The sequence below is a fragment of the Synergistaceae bacterium genome (genome assembly GCA_021372895.1).
Classification (GTDB): domain Bacteria; phylum Synergistota; class Synergistia; order Synergistales; family Synergistaceae; genus JAJFTP01.
Genome location: JAJFTP010000066.1, coordinates 55561 through 74063 on the forward strand (window position 1 = coordinate 55561; position 18503 = coordinate 74063).

The following is an 18503-nucleotide window of genomic DNA, read 5'->3' on the forward strand; positions in this document are numbered from 1 at the left end:
GACATAACGAATCACCATAGTGACTGAACTATTTCGAGTGCGTTTCGAGATCGGGGATCCAGTGGCTTTTGCTTATAGGAATATGTTTGGACATTTAAATTTTGGGCGTCTAAATATAAAATCATAACCGGATCCAAAGCAGGAAATAACAGAACTGCCAAGCGTGTTTACAATCTTCAGAAACAGCCCGAGGGTTGGTATGCATAATAAGATTATTTACAAAAGGAGCATGAGCATAAAATGACAGACGTTCCGGCAGGATTAAAAGATTTTATTAAGCTTAAGCCATGGTGGCGGACAGATGTCCCCACCGATATCGTACTTTCCGAAGACGGGATAAGCGACCTTTTTATGAAACTATCTTCGGAAGGCAAGAAAAACCCTTTTTTTATAATCGACAGTGTCCTGGAAAAACAGGGGCCATTTGACAGTATATTCGGCAAGGCTGAAAAATTTATATTCAACGCATCAGAGTCAGAGCCGCGTACATGCGACGTGGATGCGCTCGTTATGCATATAAAGGAACGCCCTGAAAAGCCGGATGTATTAATTGGCATAGGCGGCGGGGCTACAATGGATCTCGCAAAAGCAACCGGAATATGCCTTGCTAACCCAAAGAGCGCCCAGGATTACCAGGGATATGGGCTGGATATGAAAAAAGGGACAGACATATGGGTCGTGCCGACCCTGAACGGCACAGGGGCTGAAATTACACCTATAGCAGTACTGCGCGGGCCTGAAAAGAAACTTGGGATCAATAATCCGTTCACCGAACCCTCCGTTGCCATAATAGACCCGCAGCTTTCTGCCGGCGCAAAAAAGTTTAATCGTTTCTTCACAATGATGGACTGCTATTATCACCATTATGAGATAACAAAGAGCAGGACCAGCAGTAAAGATGCGATGCTGGACGCAGAAGACGGCCTTTGGCTGTCCAAAACAGTTTTGCAAAATGATCTTACCGAATTTTGCATAGAAAATGCCATAAAATCTGCTATGGCCTCCATCCTTGGCGGAAGCAGCACAATAGAGGGACGCGTGGGTATACCGCATGCCATTTCATACGGTCTGAGCAACTCTGCTCCATATCTCCCGCACAGCGTTGCCGTAACGATATCGATGCTGGCACTCGAGGATATATACCCCGACGGCTACGCCGACACCATCCGCTTTCTTGAGATAAACGGGATCAAACGCCCTAAAGCAGCAGATTACGGCATAGGAGCAAAAGACATGGATAGGATGCTAAAGACAGCTCTGGGCATGGAAAAACTATGGCAGAGCGCTTTTGGCGTTGAAGAATGGAAAGACAAAGCTACACCCGAATTTATAACGGGCATATACAGAAAAATAATAAACGCTTAAGGGAGGACTGGATCATATGGCCGGAACAGAGATATTCGGCAGTGAAGAAATAAGGGCTGTCGCAGATGTCATAGAGAGAAAAATGATACACAGGTACGGATCGCACAATGTAAGGAACGGGCAATACCGTGTAGATGAATTTGAATATAAGGCGAGCCGGATTGCGGGAACGAAATTTGCCCTTGGGGTATCGAGCGGGACAGCCGCTATTATTACGGCGCTAAAAGGTATCGGAGTACAGCCTGGCGATGAAGTGATCACATCCCCGTTCACTTTCATAGCGACCATTGAAGCCATAGTGGCCTGTGATGCCGTTCCTATACTCGGCGATATAGACGAAACGCTGAGTCTTGACCCGGAAAGCATTGAAAAGCTTATAACAAGGAAAACCAAAGCCATTATTCCGGTCCATATGTTCGGAGTCGCGGCCGACATGGACAAATTTCTGGTGATAGGCAGTAAATATAATATTCCCATTATAGAAGATGCCTGCGAAGTTGTCGGAGGTACGTACAAGGGTCGTTGCTTAGGCAGTATGGGCCTGTGTGGAACATGGAGCTTCGATCCCAATAAAATGCTGACTGTCGGAGAAGGCGGCATGATATTGACCAATGACGAACCCTTGTACCGCAGGATGGAGTATTATCACGACCACGGGCATGTACACAGCAGAGAGCATGACCGCGGCGCAGATGAAAAATGCGGCTTCGGCGTAAATTACAGGCTTAGTGAAATACAGGGGGCCCTTGGCCTTGTGGCCTTGGATAAGATGCCGGCCGTACTGGAAAAACTCCGTGAAAACAAGAAAAAGATCCTTGATGCAGTTGCCGATACCGGTATAAAACCGCGTCCGATGAACGACAGCGACGGCGATACAGCCACGCATGTGATATTCCTCCTGCCGTCGGCTGAAGCGGCAAAGAGATTCCAGAAGGCAACTTTGGAAGCTGGCTGCGGATGCGAGATCATCGCCGAGAACGCCTGGCACTATGCTAAAAACTGGAAAGCGCTTGAGGAAATAGGAGAAAAAGACTTTTTTGGCACAAAAACTCCCTCCTACATGCCTGAAACTATGGCCCAAAGCGATGCAATACTTAGCCGTGCCGTAATGTTCGGATTAAACATAAATATGGACGATAAAACAATAGAAAAAATAATACACTCTGTCAGGCAGGGAGCAAAGGCCGTACTGTAACGGCAATATTTCACGGCAGCAGGCCGCAGCGGGTCATTCCATCAGCGAGGAAGGGTCGAAGAATTCTCCGCGCCAGGCGAGCCCGAAGTGCAGGTGTGGCCCCGTGACACGTCCTGTCTGCCCTGAAAGTCCTATTATATCCCCAGCCTTTACCTTGTGTCCTTTAGCGGCCATTATCTTTGACATGTGGCCGTAGAATGAAACAATGCCGGCACCGTGGTCTATGTATACGCACTTTCCTGCAAACCAGAAGTCTCCTGTCAGTACCACCATACCATTAGCAGCCGCTTTTACAGGGGTGCCAGGCTTTGCCCGCATGTCGAGCCCCCCGTGCCTTCCCTTGAATTCCCCGTTCAAGTAACGGCTCTTTCCGTAAACTGAGCTCAGGCCACCGGGCACGGGACGCACAAGCGGAAGCGCCGGCGCCGAACCTGGCGTATTGCTCCGCATGGCTGCCCTGCCGAGTTTGGCTTCCTCCTCGATCCGCCGCATAATTTCTTTTGGCGGGTTAAGTTTATTTGGGGCGACGGTAAGGTTTTCTGAAGGATAGGCGTGTGTCTTCAATTCAATTTGATGCTCCGAATACAGTTTTGTCGAGCCCCGCATGCAGGACACGGAGAGCGTGTATGTTCCAGCCTTGGCATTCTTCAAATCTGTGCCGAGGAGCGCCATGTATGTAATTTTTCCGTTATCCTGTATTGGGGCTAGAGCGGCGTCTTTGCCCTGCCATGAGATATTTACGTTTCGATAATCAGCGGAAGCTGTCACAGTGACGACAAAAGGCTGCCCTATTTCGGCCGACGAAGGTGCGGCAACAGAAACGGAGTCCGCTGCAAAAGCACAAGAAAAAGCTGTAAATATGAGCATAAGTGACGCAAGCAGCTTCAGCTTCATGTCTACCTCATTTCTTCTGAATAAATGCAACAAATATTAGTATAGATCCTTCTAAATGTTTGAGGGTGCTTTGCCCTTTGTTTTAAATATGCTTAGATCTTAGACGCAAAAAAGAACATAAAATTAAGCATCCCTCCTGTGGCCATTGCCGCTGACAGCATGATCGCCGTGCTCATCAGCGTGCGTCTGACTCCAAGTTCCCTCCACAGGACAACAAACGTGGCGATGCAGGGGAATGTCATAGCGAGCACCACTACCGCGACCAGGGTCTGTGTCGAAGTTAGGTCGAGCGGGATCAGCAGCCCCATAGCGATATCCTTGCGGAAAAGTCCCATCACTATTGGGACGGCAGCTGCGGCGGGCAACCCAAGGAAACCTTCAAAGACGGGTGAGAAAAGCCGGGCCGCTTTATCCATTATACCGATTCTTTCAAGCAGATTAACGAGAAGAATACCCCCTAGCACGAGCGGCGTTGCCTCAAAGAAAAAATCTTTTATGCGGAACCATAGTTTGCTGCGCCATGCTTTCATCGAGGGGAGGCGGTATGGCGGGATCTCTATGATAAGTTCGGGGCTGTAGCCCTTCAGCGTGAGGTGCATAATGCGTCCAAGTATAAGCCAGACGCAGAAGAGCACACCATAGACCGCAGCTATGTATATAAGCCCGAATTTTCCAAGAGTGGCGGAGAGCATTGCCTGTATAGAAACACATGGGACGCCGACAGAGATAAGTGTTGCTGCAATAAAGCGTTCACGTTCGGATTCGAGTATCCGCGTTCCGAGTATCCCCGGTACGTTGCAGCCAAAGCCAAGGAGTGTGGGGATTATAGCATAGCCGTGGATCCCGAATTTGTGGAGCAGCGCATCAAAGACGACGGCAAGACGCGGAAGGTAGCCGACGTCCTCAAGGAAGCTGAGTCCGGCGTAGAATGCGATGATATATGGCAGCACCATCCCAAATTCTACATAAATCCCTGTCGACAGGACTCCCAGGCTTTGTTCAAAGTCGATCGACCCGTTGATGAGCTTGCCTATAAGTATGTCCCGCATGTACCCGTCTCCGAGTAATGCACTCAGTTTTTCAAGCAGAGGCAGCCACAATTTTTCAAAAATCGGGTCTGTAACATAGCTGATCATCCCCTCCCCAACGAAGCGTATCGCTGTAAAGCCAACGGCAAGGACAAGCAGACCGAGCAGCCCTCCTATGACCGGACGCGCCGACATGTCCTCCGCCTTGTCCATCATAGTATGATGTCGGTGTGTTACAGTCTGTACCCTATCAATGATCTCTCCGATCACTTGCCAGCGTTTTTCTTTTGACATCGGTTTGAAATGGCTGGGGCGGGCTTCGTCCAGTTTTGCCACTAAATTGCCGAGCCCCTGCCCTGTGACTGCTACTGTCGGTACTATCGGCACTCCGAGCTCAAGCTCGAGTTGCGGGATGTTTATCAGTATTCCGCGATGCCGCGCCTCGTCGGCCATATTAAGCGCGACGATCACCGGCAGGCCATGTTCGAGCACCTGCAGTGCCAACACCAGGTTGCGTTCGAGCGCAGTTGCGTCGATGACCATGATTACCCTGTCCGCTCCCTCTTCGAGTATCCTGCGTGCAATTTCCTCCGCCTCGTTTGTAGGGTCGAGGGTATATGCGCCGGGGACGTCGATGAGACTGGCACATGTGCCTCCGTACTTCATCTTCCCCTCTGTGAAGCCCACTGTTGTTCCGGGATAGTTTGATGAAAGAGCGTGCACGCCTGTCAGATGCGAGAAAAATACGCTTTTGCCGACGTTGGGATTGCCCATGAGCAATATGCGCTGAGATTTTGTATCTCTGCCGGGGCAGGATTTTCCCCCCTCAAAACAGAGACGGCAGTCGCGGCAGCTCATATAAACCTCTGCCAGATGCTGCTTTTTTCGTTGATATCCGATTTTGCGGAAGTGGGAGCTTCTACTTCTATCTGTGCTGCAATGCCGTGTGCAACGGCGAAATGACGTCCGTCAAGCATTAAAGTGATAGGACCGCCGAATGGCATTCCTGAAATTTTCTTGATCTTTTTACCGGCGCGGAGTCCCAGTGCTTCAAGCCTCTGTCCGGCTTCGCCTTCCGGTATGCTTTTGATCCGCGTCCATTCCCCGTCATTTATCTGTAAAAGGTTCATAGCTAAATCCAGCTCCCCGCCAAAATAATCACCGGTCAATGAGTTATCCTTCGCTAACTAATAGTATTATTTAACAGTTAGCGAAGGATGTCAAGGTATGAAAGCAGATTTATACCGGTGTGATTTTTCGATGATTCTGCAACAAAAACGGCCGGATTTGTAGTAGACTAAATCAGATTGTAATGGAGGGAGATGGTTGAAATGAGAAAGTTCGTTTATTGTCTGCTTCTCCTTGCCTGTATCTCTTTTATTACAGCAAGCGCTTCATTCGCTGCGCCGAAACGGATCGCGCTCATGCTTGCGGGTTCTGCGGGTGATAATGCGTATAGTTTAAATGATGCCTGTATAAAGGGACTTAATGAAGTGCAGGACCGTTACAAAAAGAAGATCGCATCCAAAGTATACAATACATATAAGACGCGTGATAACCTTCGCCTGATGCTTGAAAAAGCTGCCGGTGAATCTGATCTCATAATTATACCCGAACCTGCTTATTACGAATATATGCCTGTTATACTCGTAAAATATCCGGATGTGAAATTTGTTGTGTTTGACAAAGTAAATATCCCGGGAGTTAAAGAAGTCCTGTTTCGTGATGAGGAGGGCGGGTTTCTTGCAGGCGCTTTGGCCGCCGCGATGACAAAGCGGGAGGGATCGAGCAGGATAAATCCGGATGGCAAAATAGCCATTCTCCTTGGGAGGGACACTCTCTCTGCACGGCGTTTCCTTAAGGGGTATATTGCAGGTGCCTGGTATATTGACCCGGGAGTAGAAGTTCTTCACGACTACACAAAGGACTTTGGAGATTTTGGCAGGGCTCGCGATCTGGCCATGAAATTCAGGGAGCAGGGAGCGGATGTGATATTCACCGCGGCCGGAGCAGCCGGTACCGGTGCGATAAACGAAGCCGCTACAAGCGGTTACTGGGTAATAGGTTCAGACACTGAACAGGAGGAACTATTTCCGGATGCCGTACTTACAAGCATTGTGAAGCTCAGCGATTCTGTTATGTACAGTATCGTTGAAAAATATATAAACGGTGATCTTGAAGAGAATGAGATTTCTCTCGGGATAGCCGAAAAATGCATTGACATCTCTATCTGGACCAGAACTGCGAAAACGAATGTCCCGCCCGATGTGAGGAATAAAATTGAAGAGATAAGGGATAAGATAGCCAGGAAGCTTATTATAATCAGATAAAATATTAAGGATGGAGTGATGAATAGATGCTGCATTGCGGAATAGTAGGGCTGCCGCTGAGCGGGAAGTCTACCGTATTCAATGTCATAACGAGAGCCGGGGCAGAGGTAAAGCCCTACGCCGGCGGAAAGACTGATCCAAATAAGGCTGTTGTATCGGTTCCTGATAAGCGTTTTGACTGTCTTGTCCGGGTCCATAAACCGCGCAAGGAGACGCCTGCTCAGGTCGAGTTTGTCGACCTTGCCGGGTTGTCCCGCGGGGCAGGAAAGGGAGAGGGGCTCGGCAATGCTTTTCTGTCGTTCGTTGCTGATGCCGATGCGCTTATCCATGTCATCAGATGTTTTGGCAACAGCTCGGTGACCCATCCCGAGGGCAGTATAGACCCGTTGAGGGACTGGGAGATAATAGAGAATGAACTTATCTACAGGGATCTGGCTGTTATTGAAAACCGCCTTGGCAAGCTTCGATCAAAGAAAAAACTTATCCCTGACGAAGAGGCTGAGAAGAAACTTCTTGAGCAGTGCTTCGACTGTCTGATGGATGAAAAGCCGCTCCGAAGCATCAGACTGAAGCCGGAGGAATGGCGTCTGCTTCGCGGGTTCGCGTTTGTTACGTCAAAGCCTGAAATTATCCTGCTTAACCTGGATGAAACGCAGTCAGATGAGACTAAAATACCTTGCTGGGACGGACTGAAAAAACGTGCCGAGGAACAGGGGGTCAAGCTTTGCACTTTGTATGGAAGACTTGAGATGGATATCGCAGAGCTTACGGAAGAAGAGGCAGCTGAATTTACCGAAGGGCTCAATATCACTGAGCCGGGGCGTGAAAGACTGATTGAGGAGGCATACCGTGTGCTTGGACTCATCAGCTTCTTCACTTGCGGCCCGGATGAGGTCCGGGCCTGGACTCTGCACAACGGGGATAACGCTGTTGACGCTGCGGGGGCTATACATTCGGACTTGGCAAGGGGATTTATACGCGCGCAGGTAGTCGCTTATGATGACTACCTGCTGCACAACAACTCCTTTGACGAATGCCGCAAGGCCGGATGCCTGCGCCTGGAGGGCAAAGAGTATATAGTCAAAGACGGAGACATAATAGAGATAAGGTTTAACGTATAGGGGGAGTGCAGATGCTTTTTGAACCATTCGAACTGAAAGATAAAGTCCTTCGCAATCGGGTCGTATCCGCTCCGCTTGCTTCGTCAAGTTCTCTGCCCGACGGGACGCCGTCGGAAAAATCCATCGAGGTATACAAACGTTTTGCAGCTTCCGGTACAGGCCTTGTTGTAGTTGAGCATCATGCCGTACATTTCTGCGGGCGCACAAGGCCGACACAGTTTCTTGCCGACAATGATGAGACTGCGAAGGCGCATGCAAAAATTTCAGGGATCCTGAAAGATAGCGGCGCTGTGGCTATCGTTCAGATAAATCATTGCGGGGCCAATGTCGCCGAAGCCGCCGTGTTTGACGATCCGGAGTACAGGGCGTTCTCACCGTCCGGCGTCCCGATCGGCAGGTGCTGGAACTCTATAAAACAGAAGCCTTATGTGCTGCAGGTTTATGAAATAAAACAGCTTATCGAGGTTTACGTCAATGCCGCTGTGCGCATGGTAAAGCTCGGAGGTTATGACGGAGTTCAGATACACGCGAGTCACGGATATCTGCTCGGACAGTTTTTGAGCCCTCTCACCAATAAGCGCGATGACGAGTATGGCGGAAGCGACGCAAAAAGGGCCAGGTTCCTCTACGAAGTCGCAGATGGAGTGCGTCAGTCGCTGCCGGAGGCGATAGTCTCCGTACGGCTCGGTGCCGCGGACTACTTACCGGGGGAGCCGTCAAAGGGGCTGTCCCTTGACGAGACGGTACCGGTGGCGCGTGAACTTGCAGGGCTTGGCATGGACATGATAGGCATATCAGGCAATATCTGCGGCTATGGGCTTGACAGGACGGATGATGCATACTTTGCACCTTATGCCGCCCGTATCCGTGACGCTATTGGCGGCTCAGTGCCGGTCGAATGCACGGGGGGTATCCGTACCGCGTATGTTGCCGAAAAATTACTCAAAGAGAAGGTATGTGATCTGGTCGGAGTCGGCAGGCTTATGCTCAAGGATCCGGAATTTCTGTCCAAATGGAGGGAGGATCTGGATTGAGGGTCTATATAAGCTCTGACATGGAGGGATCGACCGGCGTAGTCCATCCCTCCCAGGTCGACCGGATGTGTAATGAGTATTCCTTTGGATGTGCCATGCAGCTTCATGACACACTTGCGGCTGCCGTGGCTGCGCTTGAATACGGAGCAGATTCCGTAGTTGTCAACGATTCTCATGCAAGAATGATAAATCTTGATGTCCGCAAGTTTCCGGATGGGGTCGAGGTTATAAGCGGCAGCCCGAAGATATTGGGCATGGTTGAGGGCGTATCGGGAAACGATGTGGCTTTTTTTGTCGGTTATCATGCAATGGCTGGAACCGAGAAGGCGATACTTGATCACACATACCACTCGAAAGTCATATTCGAGCTCAAGGTAAACGGCCGAAAATTTGGCGAGACTGCGCTCAATGCACTTTTTTGCGGGGCACTTGGCGTTCCTGTCGGACTGGTGACCGGTGACAGCGCTGTCTGTCTGGAAGCCTCAAGTATCCTCGGCGCCGAACTTGAGACTTGTGCGGTAAAGGACGGCGTAGGAAGGATAGCAGCGAGAACACTTCCGCCGGAAACAACATCCCTGATGATCAAAAATGCTGTAAAATCAGCCATTGGCAAGGCTGTAAATGGCAGATGCCCGTGCCTTCGGATAGACGCCCCGTATAACATGGAAGTTACGTTCCACACTGCTGCACAGACCGACGCGGCGGGGCTTGTCCCCGGGAGCGAAAGGACCGCAGGCAGGACTCTTGTATTCCGCACTGAAGATGTCTTTGAGCTGCGCCGCTGGTTCTGCTCAGTGATAGACTGTGCGGATCCGATCCCGTTCTGATTGAGATGCGTGCGATAGGCATCGATCTGGGTGGACATAATATATCCGCAGCGCTGGTCGAATTCGGCTGCGGAACTCCGCGTATAGTATCGAGGATCGATATCCCGACGCCTGCAGGGAGAAAACTTGACGATATAATAAATTGTTTGACCGAATTGTCCGTTGAATTGGCCGCAGATTATCCCCTTGATAACGTCGGCATAGGGATGCCGGGTTTTCTTGACAGGGAACGCAATACCGTTGTAAGGCTGACAAACTTCCCAGGACTTACGGATATCAAATTTCCTATGCTGCTCAAAGAGGCTCTGCGGTTGAGGGGACTTTACGCGAAAGTGTCCATGGAGAACGACGCGAACTGCGCGGCTCTGGGAGAAGGGCTTTGCGGCGCAGCGTGCGGCTGCTCGGATTATATTGTCATGACCCTCGGTACGGGCATAGGCACAGGCATAGTCGCAAACGGAGTCCTTTTGGCCGGAGCCCACGGAATGGCAGGGGAATCAGGACACATTGCCGTAATGAACGATAAAACTATATGCGGCTGCGGGGGGATTTCCCACCTTGAGAGCTCGGCATCCGCTGACTGGATAGAAGGATCTGCACGGAATGCCGGACTTCCTGGAGAGTTCAAATATCTCTGGGGATCCAGAGATAATGAAGCAATAGCATCTATTATTGAGCCGGCGCTCGATGCGCTCGCGCGCGGTATAGCCTCGCTCATTGTAACGACGGACCCTGAGGCGATGATCCTAAGCGGAGGCATGAGTCACGCAGACGGTATCGCGGAAGAGCTTACCAAACGCACACTGCCGTATTTATCCGACCCATTCAGGCCATATCTAAATATTATAGTATCCAAACTTGGCAATGACGCGGCGCTGTTTGGTGCTGCGTCACTCAAATCTCTTGAAGATCCGATGCCGTGATCCATATGCGCGTTTCGTGTCCGTTATTCGTGTAAACTGCGAAAATTGTGTCAGACGGCGCGCGATCACACTGTGATTTTTCCATATGCCGTAATTTTCCGCTGTCCGGTTTTATTCCTGTCCGACTTATCATACGTAATTTGAAGGTAATCTCTATTTCTGCATAATGGGCGGTAATTACATGAAACAGCCTCCCGTAAGTCTCTGCAGGTCTTGCGGTCGTGTTCCATCAGCACAATACATAAAAATGTATTGTTGACAAAAAAGTGTATGGTGTGCTATTCTCCATTTACGTGAAATATATCACATTATTTTATGGAGGCTGATTCTGATGGTAAGGATATTGCTGCTGCTAATCGTTGTTATCAACGGGTTATTTGCATTCCGTTTCTTTACGGATTTTATGAAGCACAAAAAGGAAGCATGGGCGGAGCCCGGGAATAATATTTTGCTGGCGGTATGGGGAGCGCTGGTGTTTTTTCTCTCCACGTTCGGGATCTCCGATTTTGCGCTTTCAACCGTTATGTATCGCGTCCGTAAACTTGTGGATGATGCCAAACTTCCAGGCACACTTAATACCCAGTGTGCGATACCCGTTGCGGTGATGGCGCTGTCGTATGTTTCAGCGATCCATGTAGACCAGGTCACTCTTGTCCTTCTGATAGTGTCCCAGATGGTCGGAGCGTATTTCGGACCGCGTTTTGTCGTTAAGATGCCTGTAAATCGCATCCGCACCTTTATGGGTTTTGGACTCCTTCTTGCGGCCTTCTTTGTGATCGCCGGCAAATTCGGACTGATGCCTTCAGGCGGAGAAGCAACAGGACTTTCGGGAGTGAAGCTCGTTCTCGGCATGCTCCTTCTATTGGTATACGGTGCGCTTAACAATGTCGGGATAGGCGCATATGCACCAACAATGGCGACTGTATACGCACTTGGGCTGAACCCTGCAATTGCCTTCCCCGTAATGATGGGCGCGTGTACTTTCTCTGTGCCTATCGGCGGAATGGAATTTATACGCCTGGGGCAGTATGGAAGAAAGATCACCCTGTTCAGCAGCGTATTCGGTATCCTCGGAGTCCTGGCAGCGGTGTTCATCTTCAAAAGTCTTGACACGAGCATGCTGCAGTGGGTCGTTGCAGTTGTTATACTTATAGCGGGAGTAAACCTTCTCCATACAGTATTCACTTCCGGCAGGGAAGCCAAATAGGAAAATAAATAACAAGGGGGTTAAGAAAATGCTGTTTTTATCAAGAGAGGATATACTTTCAGTTTTTTCTATGCGCGATGCCATAGAGGCAGACAAGAGAGCCTTTGTCCTCCACACGCAGGGCAAAGCGAATGTCCCGCTTCGGATAAACCTTGACACTGAGACAAAGGCAGGGCAGTGCATGTTTATGCCTGCATACGTCGGCGGAGATCTTAACATGGCCGGAGTTAAAATAGTCTCCTGTTTTACAGGCAACGCAGCAAAGGGGATCCCTGTTGTGCCGGCCACGGTCGCGCTTATCGACGGAGATACGGGATTGGTTACCGCTATCATAGAGGGGACTACCCTCACGCAGATACGTACAGCCGGGATATCCGGAGCGGCCACAGAGCTTCTTTCGAACCCTGACAGCAAAATAGGCGCGCTTTTTGGTACCGGTGGGCAGGGGGCTGCGCAGCTGGAGGCTCTTATGACGGTGCGTGAGCTGACGGAGATCCGGGTTTTCGACGCTCTTCCCGGCAAGGCTGCTGATTTCATAATAAAAAATCAGTCCATCGCAGACAGTCACGGAGTCCGGCTTGTAGAGGCAAAAAATCCCAAAGAAGCAGTGACAGGCGCGGATGTGATCACAACTGTCACGACATCCTCTCTGCCGCTGTTCTCAAGCGATGATATCAAGCCAGGCTGCCACATTAACGGCGTGGGCTCCTACACACCGGATAAGAGAGAGTTGCCGGCAGGGCTTCTTCTCAGGGCCGGCCGGATCTTTGTCGATAACCGGGAGGCTGTGCTTGCAGAGGCAGGAGATTTCATTATCCCGATGAAAGAAGGATCGTTCTCCTCTGAAAAGATAGCCGGCGAACTCGGAGAGCTGATCCTTGGCAATGTGGCAGGACGGCAGGGCAAAGATGAGATAACGATAATGAAGACGGTCGGGTTTGCGACGCTGGACATAGTTGCCGCGGCTGAAATAGTAAAAAAGGCACAAGAGGCCGGAGCAGGAACTGTCATCGATTTTTAACGGCTACGCGTTATAATTATATCTGGTATAGGGCCGCGTGTCCTTCTCCCATCAAGGGATCGCTGATATAGTCGCTATAGTCATGCACTCAGTATTTTGACTGTAATGATCAGCGGTTCCTTAGATTTTTGTGTGCCCGGAGGAACGAAACGATATGTTGAAGAACTCTCTGAAGTGCCACCCCCTTCTTGTGCCCTTTGTGCCTGTCGTTGAGCTTCTTGGCGCGATGCTGGGCAGGGACTATGAAATAGTACTCCACGACGTATCAGGCGGGGAACCAGTTATTGTGGCTATTGCTAACGGTGAACTCACTGGAAGGGATATGGACGCTCCTATGACTGACTTCGGCAAAATTCTTATGACGAGCCCCAAGGCTGCGGATATTGATTTTATTGCTAACTATCCGTCTGAAGCAGAAAACGGGCGCGCTATGCGTTCAGGGGTTTCTCTGATACGTGACGAAAACAGAAGGCTTATAGGTTTTTTATGTATTAACTATGATATGACCAGGGGCAGTATCCTTAAAGATATGGGAGATTTTCTGATGGAGACAAAACCGCTCTCATTTGACGCTGTCAAGGCGGAACGGTTCGGCGGTGTGAAAGACGGTCATTTGTTTATGGAAAAGGCCCGTCAGAAATTCGGCAAGCCATTGATCTACCTGAGCAGCGAAGAGCGTAAACAGTGCATAAGATACATGGAGGAAATAGGTTTCTTTAAATTAAAAGGATCGGTCGAGAGCCTCGCTAAAGAGATGAAGAAAAGCCGCTACACAATTTATGCCGACCTACGTTCTGTCATAAGAGATAAATAATTTACAGCTTGTCAAAAAAATCCGCAGCGGCTCCAAATAGCCGCTGCGGATTTTTTTGACTTATTAGATTGAGAAGTGATATAATGTATATTTGTCCAGCGCTGTCGACGCGGATAAAAGCCACGAAAAAAATCTGTGCCGAACAGCTCCGGCAATCTGCAAGATGAAGGGATCATATATAATGCAGGATTCATCAAAGATAAGAAATATTGCAATAATCGCCCACATCGACCACGGAAAGACTACGCTGATAGATGGCATATTCAAAGCGGCGCGCCTTTTCAGGGACAACCAGGTCGTTGAAGAACGCGTCATGGACGCCGGAACTATAGAGCGTGAGCGCGGCATAACTATCAAAGCGAAACACTGTACCGTCGAATGGGGCGGCTATAAAATAAATATCGTTGACACTCCGGGGCATGCCGATTTTTCTGGTGAAGTGGAGAGGGTCCTCTCCATGGTCGATTCGGTGCTGCTTCTTGTTGATGCGAACGAAGGCCCTATGCCGCAGACGCGCTACGTTCTGATGCGCGCGCTCAAACTTGGCCTCAAGCCTATTGTAATAGTCAACAAAGTCGATCGTCCGAATGCCGACCCAGACGGCGCACTTGACAAGACATTCGATCTCTTTATAGAGCTTGGTGCGACGGAGGAGCAGTGCGACTTCTCTGTGCTTTATGGTTCCGGGCTTCAGGGCTGGTTTGTGGATGACCTTAACAAGGATATCGATAATACTAAGGTCGGAATGGACGATCTCTTCAAAACAATAATAGAAAAAGTGCCGGCACCAAATGCCGAGATGGACAAACCCTTCCTTATGCAGGTCTGTACGCTTTCATGGAGTGAATATCTTGGGCGCATAGGCTGCGGAAGGATACTTCAGGGCACACTGCGCAAGGGGGATAAACTGCTGCGCACCCATACAAGATGGACAGACTATGACCAGACAAACTGGGAGATCGTCTCCACCGACCTGGCCACATGCACGCACCTCTATGTCACTAATGGCCTTGACCGTACTGAGACAGATGCAGTCGGAGCAGGTGACATCGTGTGGTTCACAGGGCCGGACAACATAGATCTGGGCGATACCATAAGTGCTCCTGAGATTTCGGATAAGGTCATCCCTCCGCTTGATATAGAAGAACCGACGGTATCTATGTTATTTCTTGTCAACACGAGTCCTTTTGCAGGCCAGGATGGTAACGCTATTACCCTGCGTCAGCTGAAGACACGGATAGAACGCGAAACGAAGACGGATCCGGCACTCCGTATGGAGGACATAGGACGCCCTGACGGTATAAAGGTTTCTGGCCGCGGGGAGCTCCATCTCGGCATACTCATAGAAGAGATACGACGCGAGGGTTCGGAGATATGCGTATCAAGGCCTGAGGTCATCGTACAGCACGATGCAAACGGCAGATTGCTCGAACCGATGGAAGACCTCATAATAGATGTTCCGGAGGAATATCAGGGGATAGTCATACAGAAACTGGCACAGCGCAAGGGTGAGCTTAAAAACATGCAGAACGGAGGGACCGGTGTCCTTCGACTTGAATTCAGGATACCGACTCGCGGACTTATCGGTTACAGAGGAGAATTTCTCACCGACACGCGCGGGCTTGGCATACTTGCCTCTCGTTTCGTAGGTTATGGGCCGTGGGTCGGAGATATAAACTCGCGCAGCCGTGGCTCACTTGTCAGCATGGACAGTGGCACAACTACTTCATATGCCCTCGATAACCTCCAGGAGCGCGGCACACTGTTCATCAAGCCAGGCGAGGCAGTCTATAACGGTCAGGTAGTAGGCGAAGCCTCCCGAAACAAGGATATACCGTGCAACCCGAGTAAGCGTAAACAGCAGACGAACCACCGTTCTGCAACAAAAGACATGATAACTGTTCTCGACGTGCCAAGGACGATGACGATCGACACGGCTCTTGAGTGGATAAGCGATGATGAGCTTGTTGAAGTAACTCCTCTCAATGTACGTATACGCAAAATGATACTTAACGCTGATGAACGCAAGAAATCGCGTATGAGAGCCGGTATTACAGAAGAAGAGGATTAAAAACATGCTTCAGGGGCTTATGCCGTTCCGCGATTTTGAAAAGGACAAGGTCTTTGCCTGCATTACCGGCCTTATCAAAAACGTCGGACATATAGATGAAGAGAGGATATCCGACGCGGCTTCAGTATACTGTGACTGTATAGCGACAATGGCCGCAACTGCTGAAATATACGGTCTTAGCGGGAACATCTGGCAGTCCTGGCTTGCAACTCTTTTTGCGGGATGCGAGGTCCCTTTCGCCCTAGCGCAGGAGCGTAGGGCTCAGCTTGATGGGACACTGAGGCAGCTTGTGATGGAAGACCTTGACGAACTGCATTTTTATCTGCACTATGACTTGAATCAGCTTGATCAGGAGCTTGGGGTTTCGGCATTCAGACGCTTCGGTGACTATAAGCCACTGGCTATAGACGGAGAAGTATTCGATAGGGCATCCGGAGCAATTGTGCAGGTTTTTGCTGACGCTATAAGAAAAGCGCCCTATGCCGGAGGCCTTTACAGGGAACTGACCAGATTCTATATGGAACATGGCGTCGGGCAATTCGCTCTTAACAAGGCATTCAGATGGGACGGACACTCCGGTAAGATTGTCCCAGTGACACATACCGAAAATATATCCCTCGCAGGTCTTGTCGGATATGAGACACAAAAGAAAATTTTAACTGATAACACTCTGGCATTCCTTGACGGACGTCCCGCGAACAATGTTCTCCTTTATGGAGAGAGCGGCACGGGGAAGTCATCATCGGTCAAGGCCCTGCTTAATGAATTTGCTCCCAGCGGTCTGCGTATGGTCGAAGTGTACAAACACCAGGTGGAAGACCTTGATGCAATAGTCGACATTATAAAAGTCCGTAACTACAAATTTATAATATTTATGGACGACCTCTCGTTTGAGAAGTTTGAAATAGAATATAAGTATCTGAAGTCGTTCATTGAGGGCGGACTTGAAAAACGTCCTAATAATGTCCTTATCTATGCGACATCGAACCGACGCCACCTGATGAGAGAGTCATGGTCCGACAGAGATGACAAATATGATGATATGCATGAATCCGAGACCATGCAGGAACGCATGTCGCTCGTAGACAGATTCGGCCTCATGATCCGCTACTTCTCGCCAGGGCAGGAAGAATACCTGAACATAGTGCGCATGCTTGCCAAAGAGTACAGTATTGATGCAGAGTGGGAAGATCTTGAGCATGGTGCCATACAGTGGGAGCTCAAACATGGAGGTTTTTCCGGGCGATCTGCGCGTCAATTTATAGAATTTCTCGCAGGGAAAAAGTAACCTCTGGTTATTGCTTGCTATCAGGCAAGGATCTTAGATACTTTCAATTCACTAAATATCGCCGGAAGAAGCCGCAAAAGATACAGGGAAAGCATTCTCGTTAATTTTTATGGTATATACTACTATCTGTAGGGTTTTTCGTATAGTCGAAAATATTAACGCCCTCCCGTATGTCATTTTTATATTAAGACGCAGTTGATTTGCATTCTTAAATTAGAAGCGGGATTAAAATATTTCAGGATCGGATAGGAGAAAGTCCGATATATAAGGAGATATTATTATGGAGTACGCTGAAGCAAGGAAGATCAACGAAGAGATCACAGAGCTATGCAGGGATCAGAAGCACCCTTCCAGAATAATGGCGCGCGAGGTGATGCGGTCTCTCAACGCAGAGATGGAACAAGCCCGTAAACGCTCAGGGGGCTTTCAGAGAAATAAATCGCCCAAATCAAGGCAGCCGCTGAATCAGACTCAGTCGTTTTACAGTAATAAGACGAGAGGTTTCACGATTGACGTTAAAGCTGAGGCCAGACTGCTCAAGGCGCTGGAAAAGGCAAAAGAGAGCAGGGGCATAACTGAAGATCGACCGGAAGTATCTGATTATGAATAAAAAAATGGACTCATCATCCCAGGGATGATGAGTCCATTTTTTTGGGGTGCGCCCGACATGTGCGCAGGCTAGACGGTGAGAGACCGTTACAGGCTTGGCAGTGGGAACTGTTAGCCGAAGGCAAGGGTATCCATCGTGAGGTGGAATCTGAAGGAAGCCGGAGGCAAACCCTCGGTCCGACGAACAGAAATCGCATATAAGGCATATGTGGGACGGATGAGTCTGCCGAACAAGACAAAGCCCAACACTGCACGGATCCTATGGTGTAAATGCGGCGGATAGATGATGGAAAAGTCTGTGTGCTTACTCGGGGAGATCTTGAGGTCGGTCGGGGAGAAAAGAAAAAAAAGAAAAAAAATTCTCCCAACAACCCATGCGGCGACGTATGGCTGAACCTCAAGAAGTCAGCAGAAGTCATAGTACTCACTGAATCAGTGGGTAGGGAAGAAAGCGCAGAGACGCTGCTCGAACGTATCATCAGCAGAACCAACATGGCAGAGGCATACAAAAGAGTAGTAAAGAACCACGGTTCATCAGGAATAGATAAAATGACAGTGGAAGCAATGTATGCACACCTGAAAGAGCACTATGCAGAACTGGTACAGAGCATAAGCAAAGGGAGCTACAAACCGGGACCTGTAAAGCGAGTAAACATCCCGAAGCCGGACGGAGGACAAAGGAAACTTGGGATACCAACGGCAATAGACCGTATGGTACAGCAAGCCATATCCCAAATCCTTACGCCGATCTTCGAAAAGAAATTCTCGGACAACAG

At 49.5% G+C, this 18503-nt stretch carries 17 protein-coding genes; 14 read left to right on the top strand and 3 right to left on the bottom strand.

The features are described 5' to 3' along the window. Positions 1 to 240: 240 nt before the first annotated feature. Both LLF78_06305 and LLF78_06310 read left to right on the top strand, forming a co-directional pair. Positions 241 to 1365, top strand: coding sequence for an iron-containing alcohol dehydrogenase (locus LLF78_06305; GenBank protein ID MCE5202102.1), 1125 nt, complete (start codon positions 241 to 243; stop codon positions 1363 to 1365). Between the two features lie 16 nt (positions 1366 to 1381). Continuing rightward, positions 1382 to 2560: a DegT/DnrJ/EryC1/StrS family aminotransferase gene (locus tag LLF78_06310; protein MCE5202103.1), complete on the top strand. Its 1179-nt coding sequence runs from the start codon at positions 1382 to 1384 to the stop codon at positions 2558 to 2560. A gap of 33 nt (positions 2561 to 2593) precedes the next feature. Here LLF78_06310 and LLF78_06315 read toward each other — a convergent pair whose 3' ends face one another. The 3 genes from LLF78_06315 to LLF78_06325 form a co-directional block, all read right to left on the bottom strand. Continuing rightward, the gene (locus tag LLF78_06315; protein ID MCE5202104.1) at positions 2594 to 3454 is read right to left on the bottom strand and encodes a M23 family metallopeptidase; all 861 of its coding nucleotides are present in this window, start codon (positions 3452 to 3454) and stop codon (positions 2594 to 2596) included. Between the two features lie 92 nt (positions 3455 to 3546). Continuing rightward, positions 3547 to 5340, bottom strand: coding sequence for a ferrous iron transporter B (locus LLF78_06320; protein ID MCE5202105.1), 1794 nt, complete (start codon positions 5338 to 5340; stop codon positions 3547 to 3549). Next, positions 5337 to 5612: a ferrous iron transport protein A gene (locus LLF78_06325; GenBank protein ID MCE5202106.1), complete on the bottom strand. Its 276-nt coding sequence runs from the start codon at positions 5610 to 5612 to the stop codon at positions 5337 to 5339. Before LLF78_06325 ends, LLF78_06320 begins: the two co-directional genes overlap by 4 nt. A 201-nt stretch (positions 5613 to 5813) precedes the next feature. On the opposite strand from LLF78_06325, the gene LLF78_06330 reads away from it, so the two are divergent. The 12 genes from LLF78_06330 to LLF78_06385 form a co-directional block, all read left to right on the top strand. Continuing rightward, a complete protein-coding gene (locus LLF78_06330) occupies positions 5814 to 6812 on the top strand; it encodes a BMP family ABC transporter substrate-binding protein (GenBank protein ID MCE5202107.1) in 999 nt (332 codons plus the stop codon). A gap of 26 nt (positions 6813 to 6838) precedes the next feature. Beyond that, positions 6839 to 7933 carry a redox-regulated ATPase YchF gene (ychF, locus tag LLF78_06335; protein MCE5202108.1) on the top strand — a complete coding sequence of 365 codons (1095 nt, stop codon included), beginning with the start codon at positions 6839 to 6841 and terminating at the stop codon, positions 7931 to 7933. Positions 7934 to 7944: 11 nt separating this feature from the next. After that, a complete protein-coding gene (locus LLF78_06340) occupies positions 7945 to 8967 on the top strand; it encodes an NADH:flavin oxidoreductase (protein MCE5202109.1) in 1023 nt (340 codons plus the stop codon). Further along, on the top strand, positions 8964 to 9794 hold the full coding sequence (locus tag LLF78_06345; protein ID MCE5202110.1) for a M55 family metallopeptidase: 831 nt from the start codon (positions 8964 to 8966) through the stop codon (positions 9792 to 9794). Before LLF78_06340 ends, LLF78_06345 begins: the two co-directional genes overlap by 4 nt. A gap of 5 nt (positions 9795 to 9799) precedes the next feature. Next, on the top strand, positions 9800 to 10717 hold the full coding sequence (locus tag LLF78_06350; protein MCE5202111.1) for an ROK family protein: 918 nt from the start codon (positions 9800 to 9802) through the stop codon (positions 10715 to 10717). Between the two features lie 331 nt (positions 10718 to 11048). Then, positions 11049 to 11924, top strand: a complete 876-nt coding sequence (locus LLF78_06355) for a sulfite exporter TauE/SafE family protein (protein ID MCE5202112.1) — start codon at positions 11049 to 11051, stop codon at positions 11922 to 11924. A gap of 28 nt (positions 11925 to 11952) precedes the next feature. Beyond that, positions 11953 to 12945, top strand: a complete 993-nt coding sequence (locus LLF78_06360) for an ornithine cyclodeaminase family protein (protein MCE5202113.1) — start codon at positions 11953 to 11955, stop codon at positions 12943 to 12945. Between the two features lie 154 nt (positions 12946 to 13099). Next, positions 13100 to 13759, top strand: coding sequence for a helix-turn-helix transcriptional regulator (locus LLF78_06365; protein ID MCE5202114.1), 660 nt, complete (start codon positions 13100 to 13102; stop codon positions 13757 to 13759). Positions 13760 to 13940: 181 nt separating this feature from the next. Beyond that, the gene (gene typA / locus LLF78_06370) at positions 13941 to 15830 is read left to right on the top strand and encodes a translational GTPase TypA (protein ID MCE5202115.1); all 1890 of its coding nucleotides are present in this window, start codon (positions 13941 to 13943) and stop codon (positions 15828 to 15830) included. A gap of 4 nt (positions 15831 to 15834) precedes the next feature. Continuing rightward, positions 15835 to 17118, top strand: a complete 1284-nt coding sequence (locus LLF78_06375; protein ID MCE5202116.1) for an ATP-binding protein — start codon at positions 15835 to 15837, stop codon at positions 17116 to 17118. Between the two features lie 280 nt (positions 17119 to 17398). Continuing rightward, entirely contained in the window at positions 17399 to 17728 is a 330-nt protein-coding gene (locus tag LLF78_06380) for a hypothetical protein (GenBank protein MCE5202117.1), read from the top strand. A gap of 269 nt (positions 17729 to 17997) precedes the next feature. Next, on the top strand, positions 17998 to 18503 hold a 506-nt coding region (locus LLF78_06385), incomplete at its 3' end, for a hypothetical protein (GenBank protein ID MCE5202118.1).

Coding starts and splice junctions, on each gene's coding strand:
- LLF78_06305 (MCE5202102.1), top strand. CDS start 241: ATGACAGACGTTCCGGCAGGATTAAAAGATTTTATTAAGCTTAAGCCA.
- LLF78_06310 (MCE5202103.1), top strand. CDS start 1,382: ATGGCCGGAACAGAGATATTCGGCAGTGAAGAAATAAGGGCTGTCGCA.
- LLF78_06315 (MCE5202104.1), bottom strand. CDS start 3,454: ATGAAGCTGAAGCTGCTTGCGTCACTTATGCTCATATTTACAGCTTTT.
- LLF78_06320 (MCE5202105.1), bottom strand. CDS start 5,340: ATGAGCTGCCGCGACTGCCGTCTCTGTTTTGAGGGGGGAAAATCCTGC.
- LLF78_06325 (MCE5202106.1), bottom strand. CDS start 5,612: ATGAACCTTTTACAGATAAATGACGGGGAATGGACGCGGATCAAAAGC.
- LLF78_06330 (MCE5202107.1), top strand. CDS start 5,814: ATGAGAAAGTTCGTTTATTGTCTGCTTCTCCTTGCCTGTATCTCTTTT.
- ychF (MCE5202108.1), top strand. CDS start 6,839: ATGCTGCATTGCGGAATAGTAGGGCTGCCGCTGAGCGGGAAGTCTACC.
- LLF78_06340 (MCE5202109.1), top strand. CDS start 7,945: ATGCTTTTTGAACCATTCGAACTGAAAGATAAAGTCCTTCGCAATCGG.
- LLF78_06350 (MCE5202111.1), top strand. CDS start 9,800: ATGCGTGCGATAGGCATCGATCTGGGTGGACATAATATATCCGCAGCG.
- LLF78_06355 (MCE5202112.1), top strand. CDS start 11,049: ATGGTAAGGATATTGCTGCTGCTAATCGTTGTTATCAACGGGTTATTT.
- LLF78_06360 (MCE5202113.1), top strand. CDS start 11,953: ATGCTGTTTTTATCAAGAGAGGATATACTTTCAGTTTTTTCTATGCGC.
- LLF78_06365 (MCE5202114.1), top strand. CDS start 13,100: ATGTTGAAGAACTCTCTGAAGTGCCACCCCCTTCTTGTGCCCTTTGTG.
- typA (MCE5202115.1), top strand. CDS start 13,941: ATGCAGGATTCATCAAAGATAAGAAATATTGCAATAATCGCCCACATC.
- LLF78_06375 (MCE5202116.1), top strand. CDS start 15,835: ATGCTTCAGGGGCTTATGCCGTTCCGCGATTTTGAAAAGGACAAGGTC.
- LLF78_06380 (MCE5202117.1), top strand. CDS start 17,399: ATGGAGTACGCTGAAGCAAGGAAGATCAACGAAGAGATCACAGAGCTA.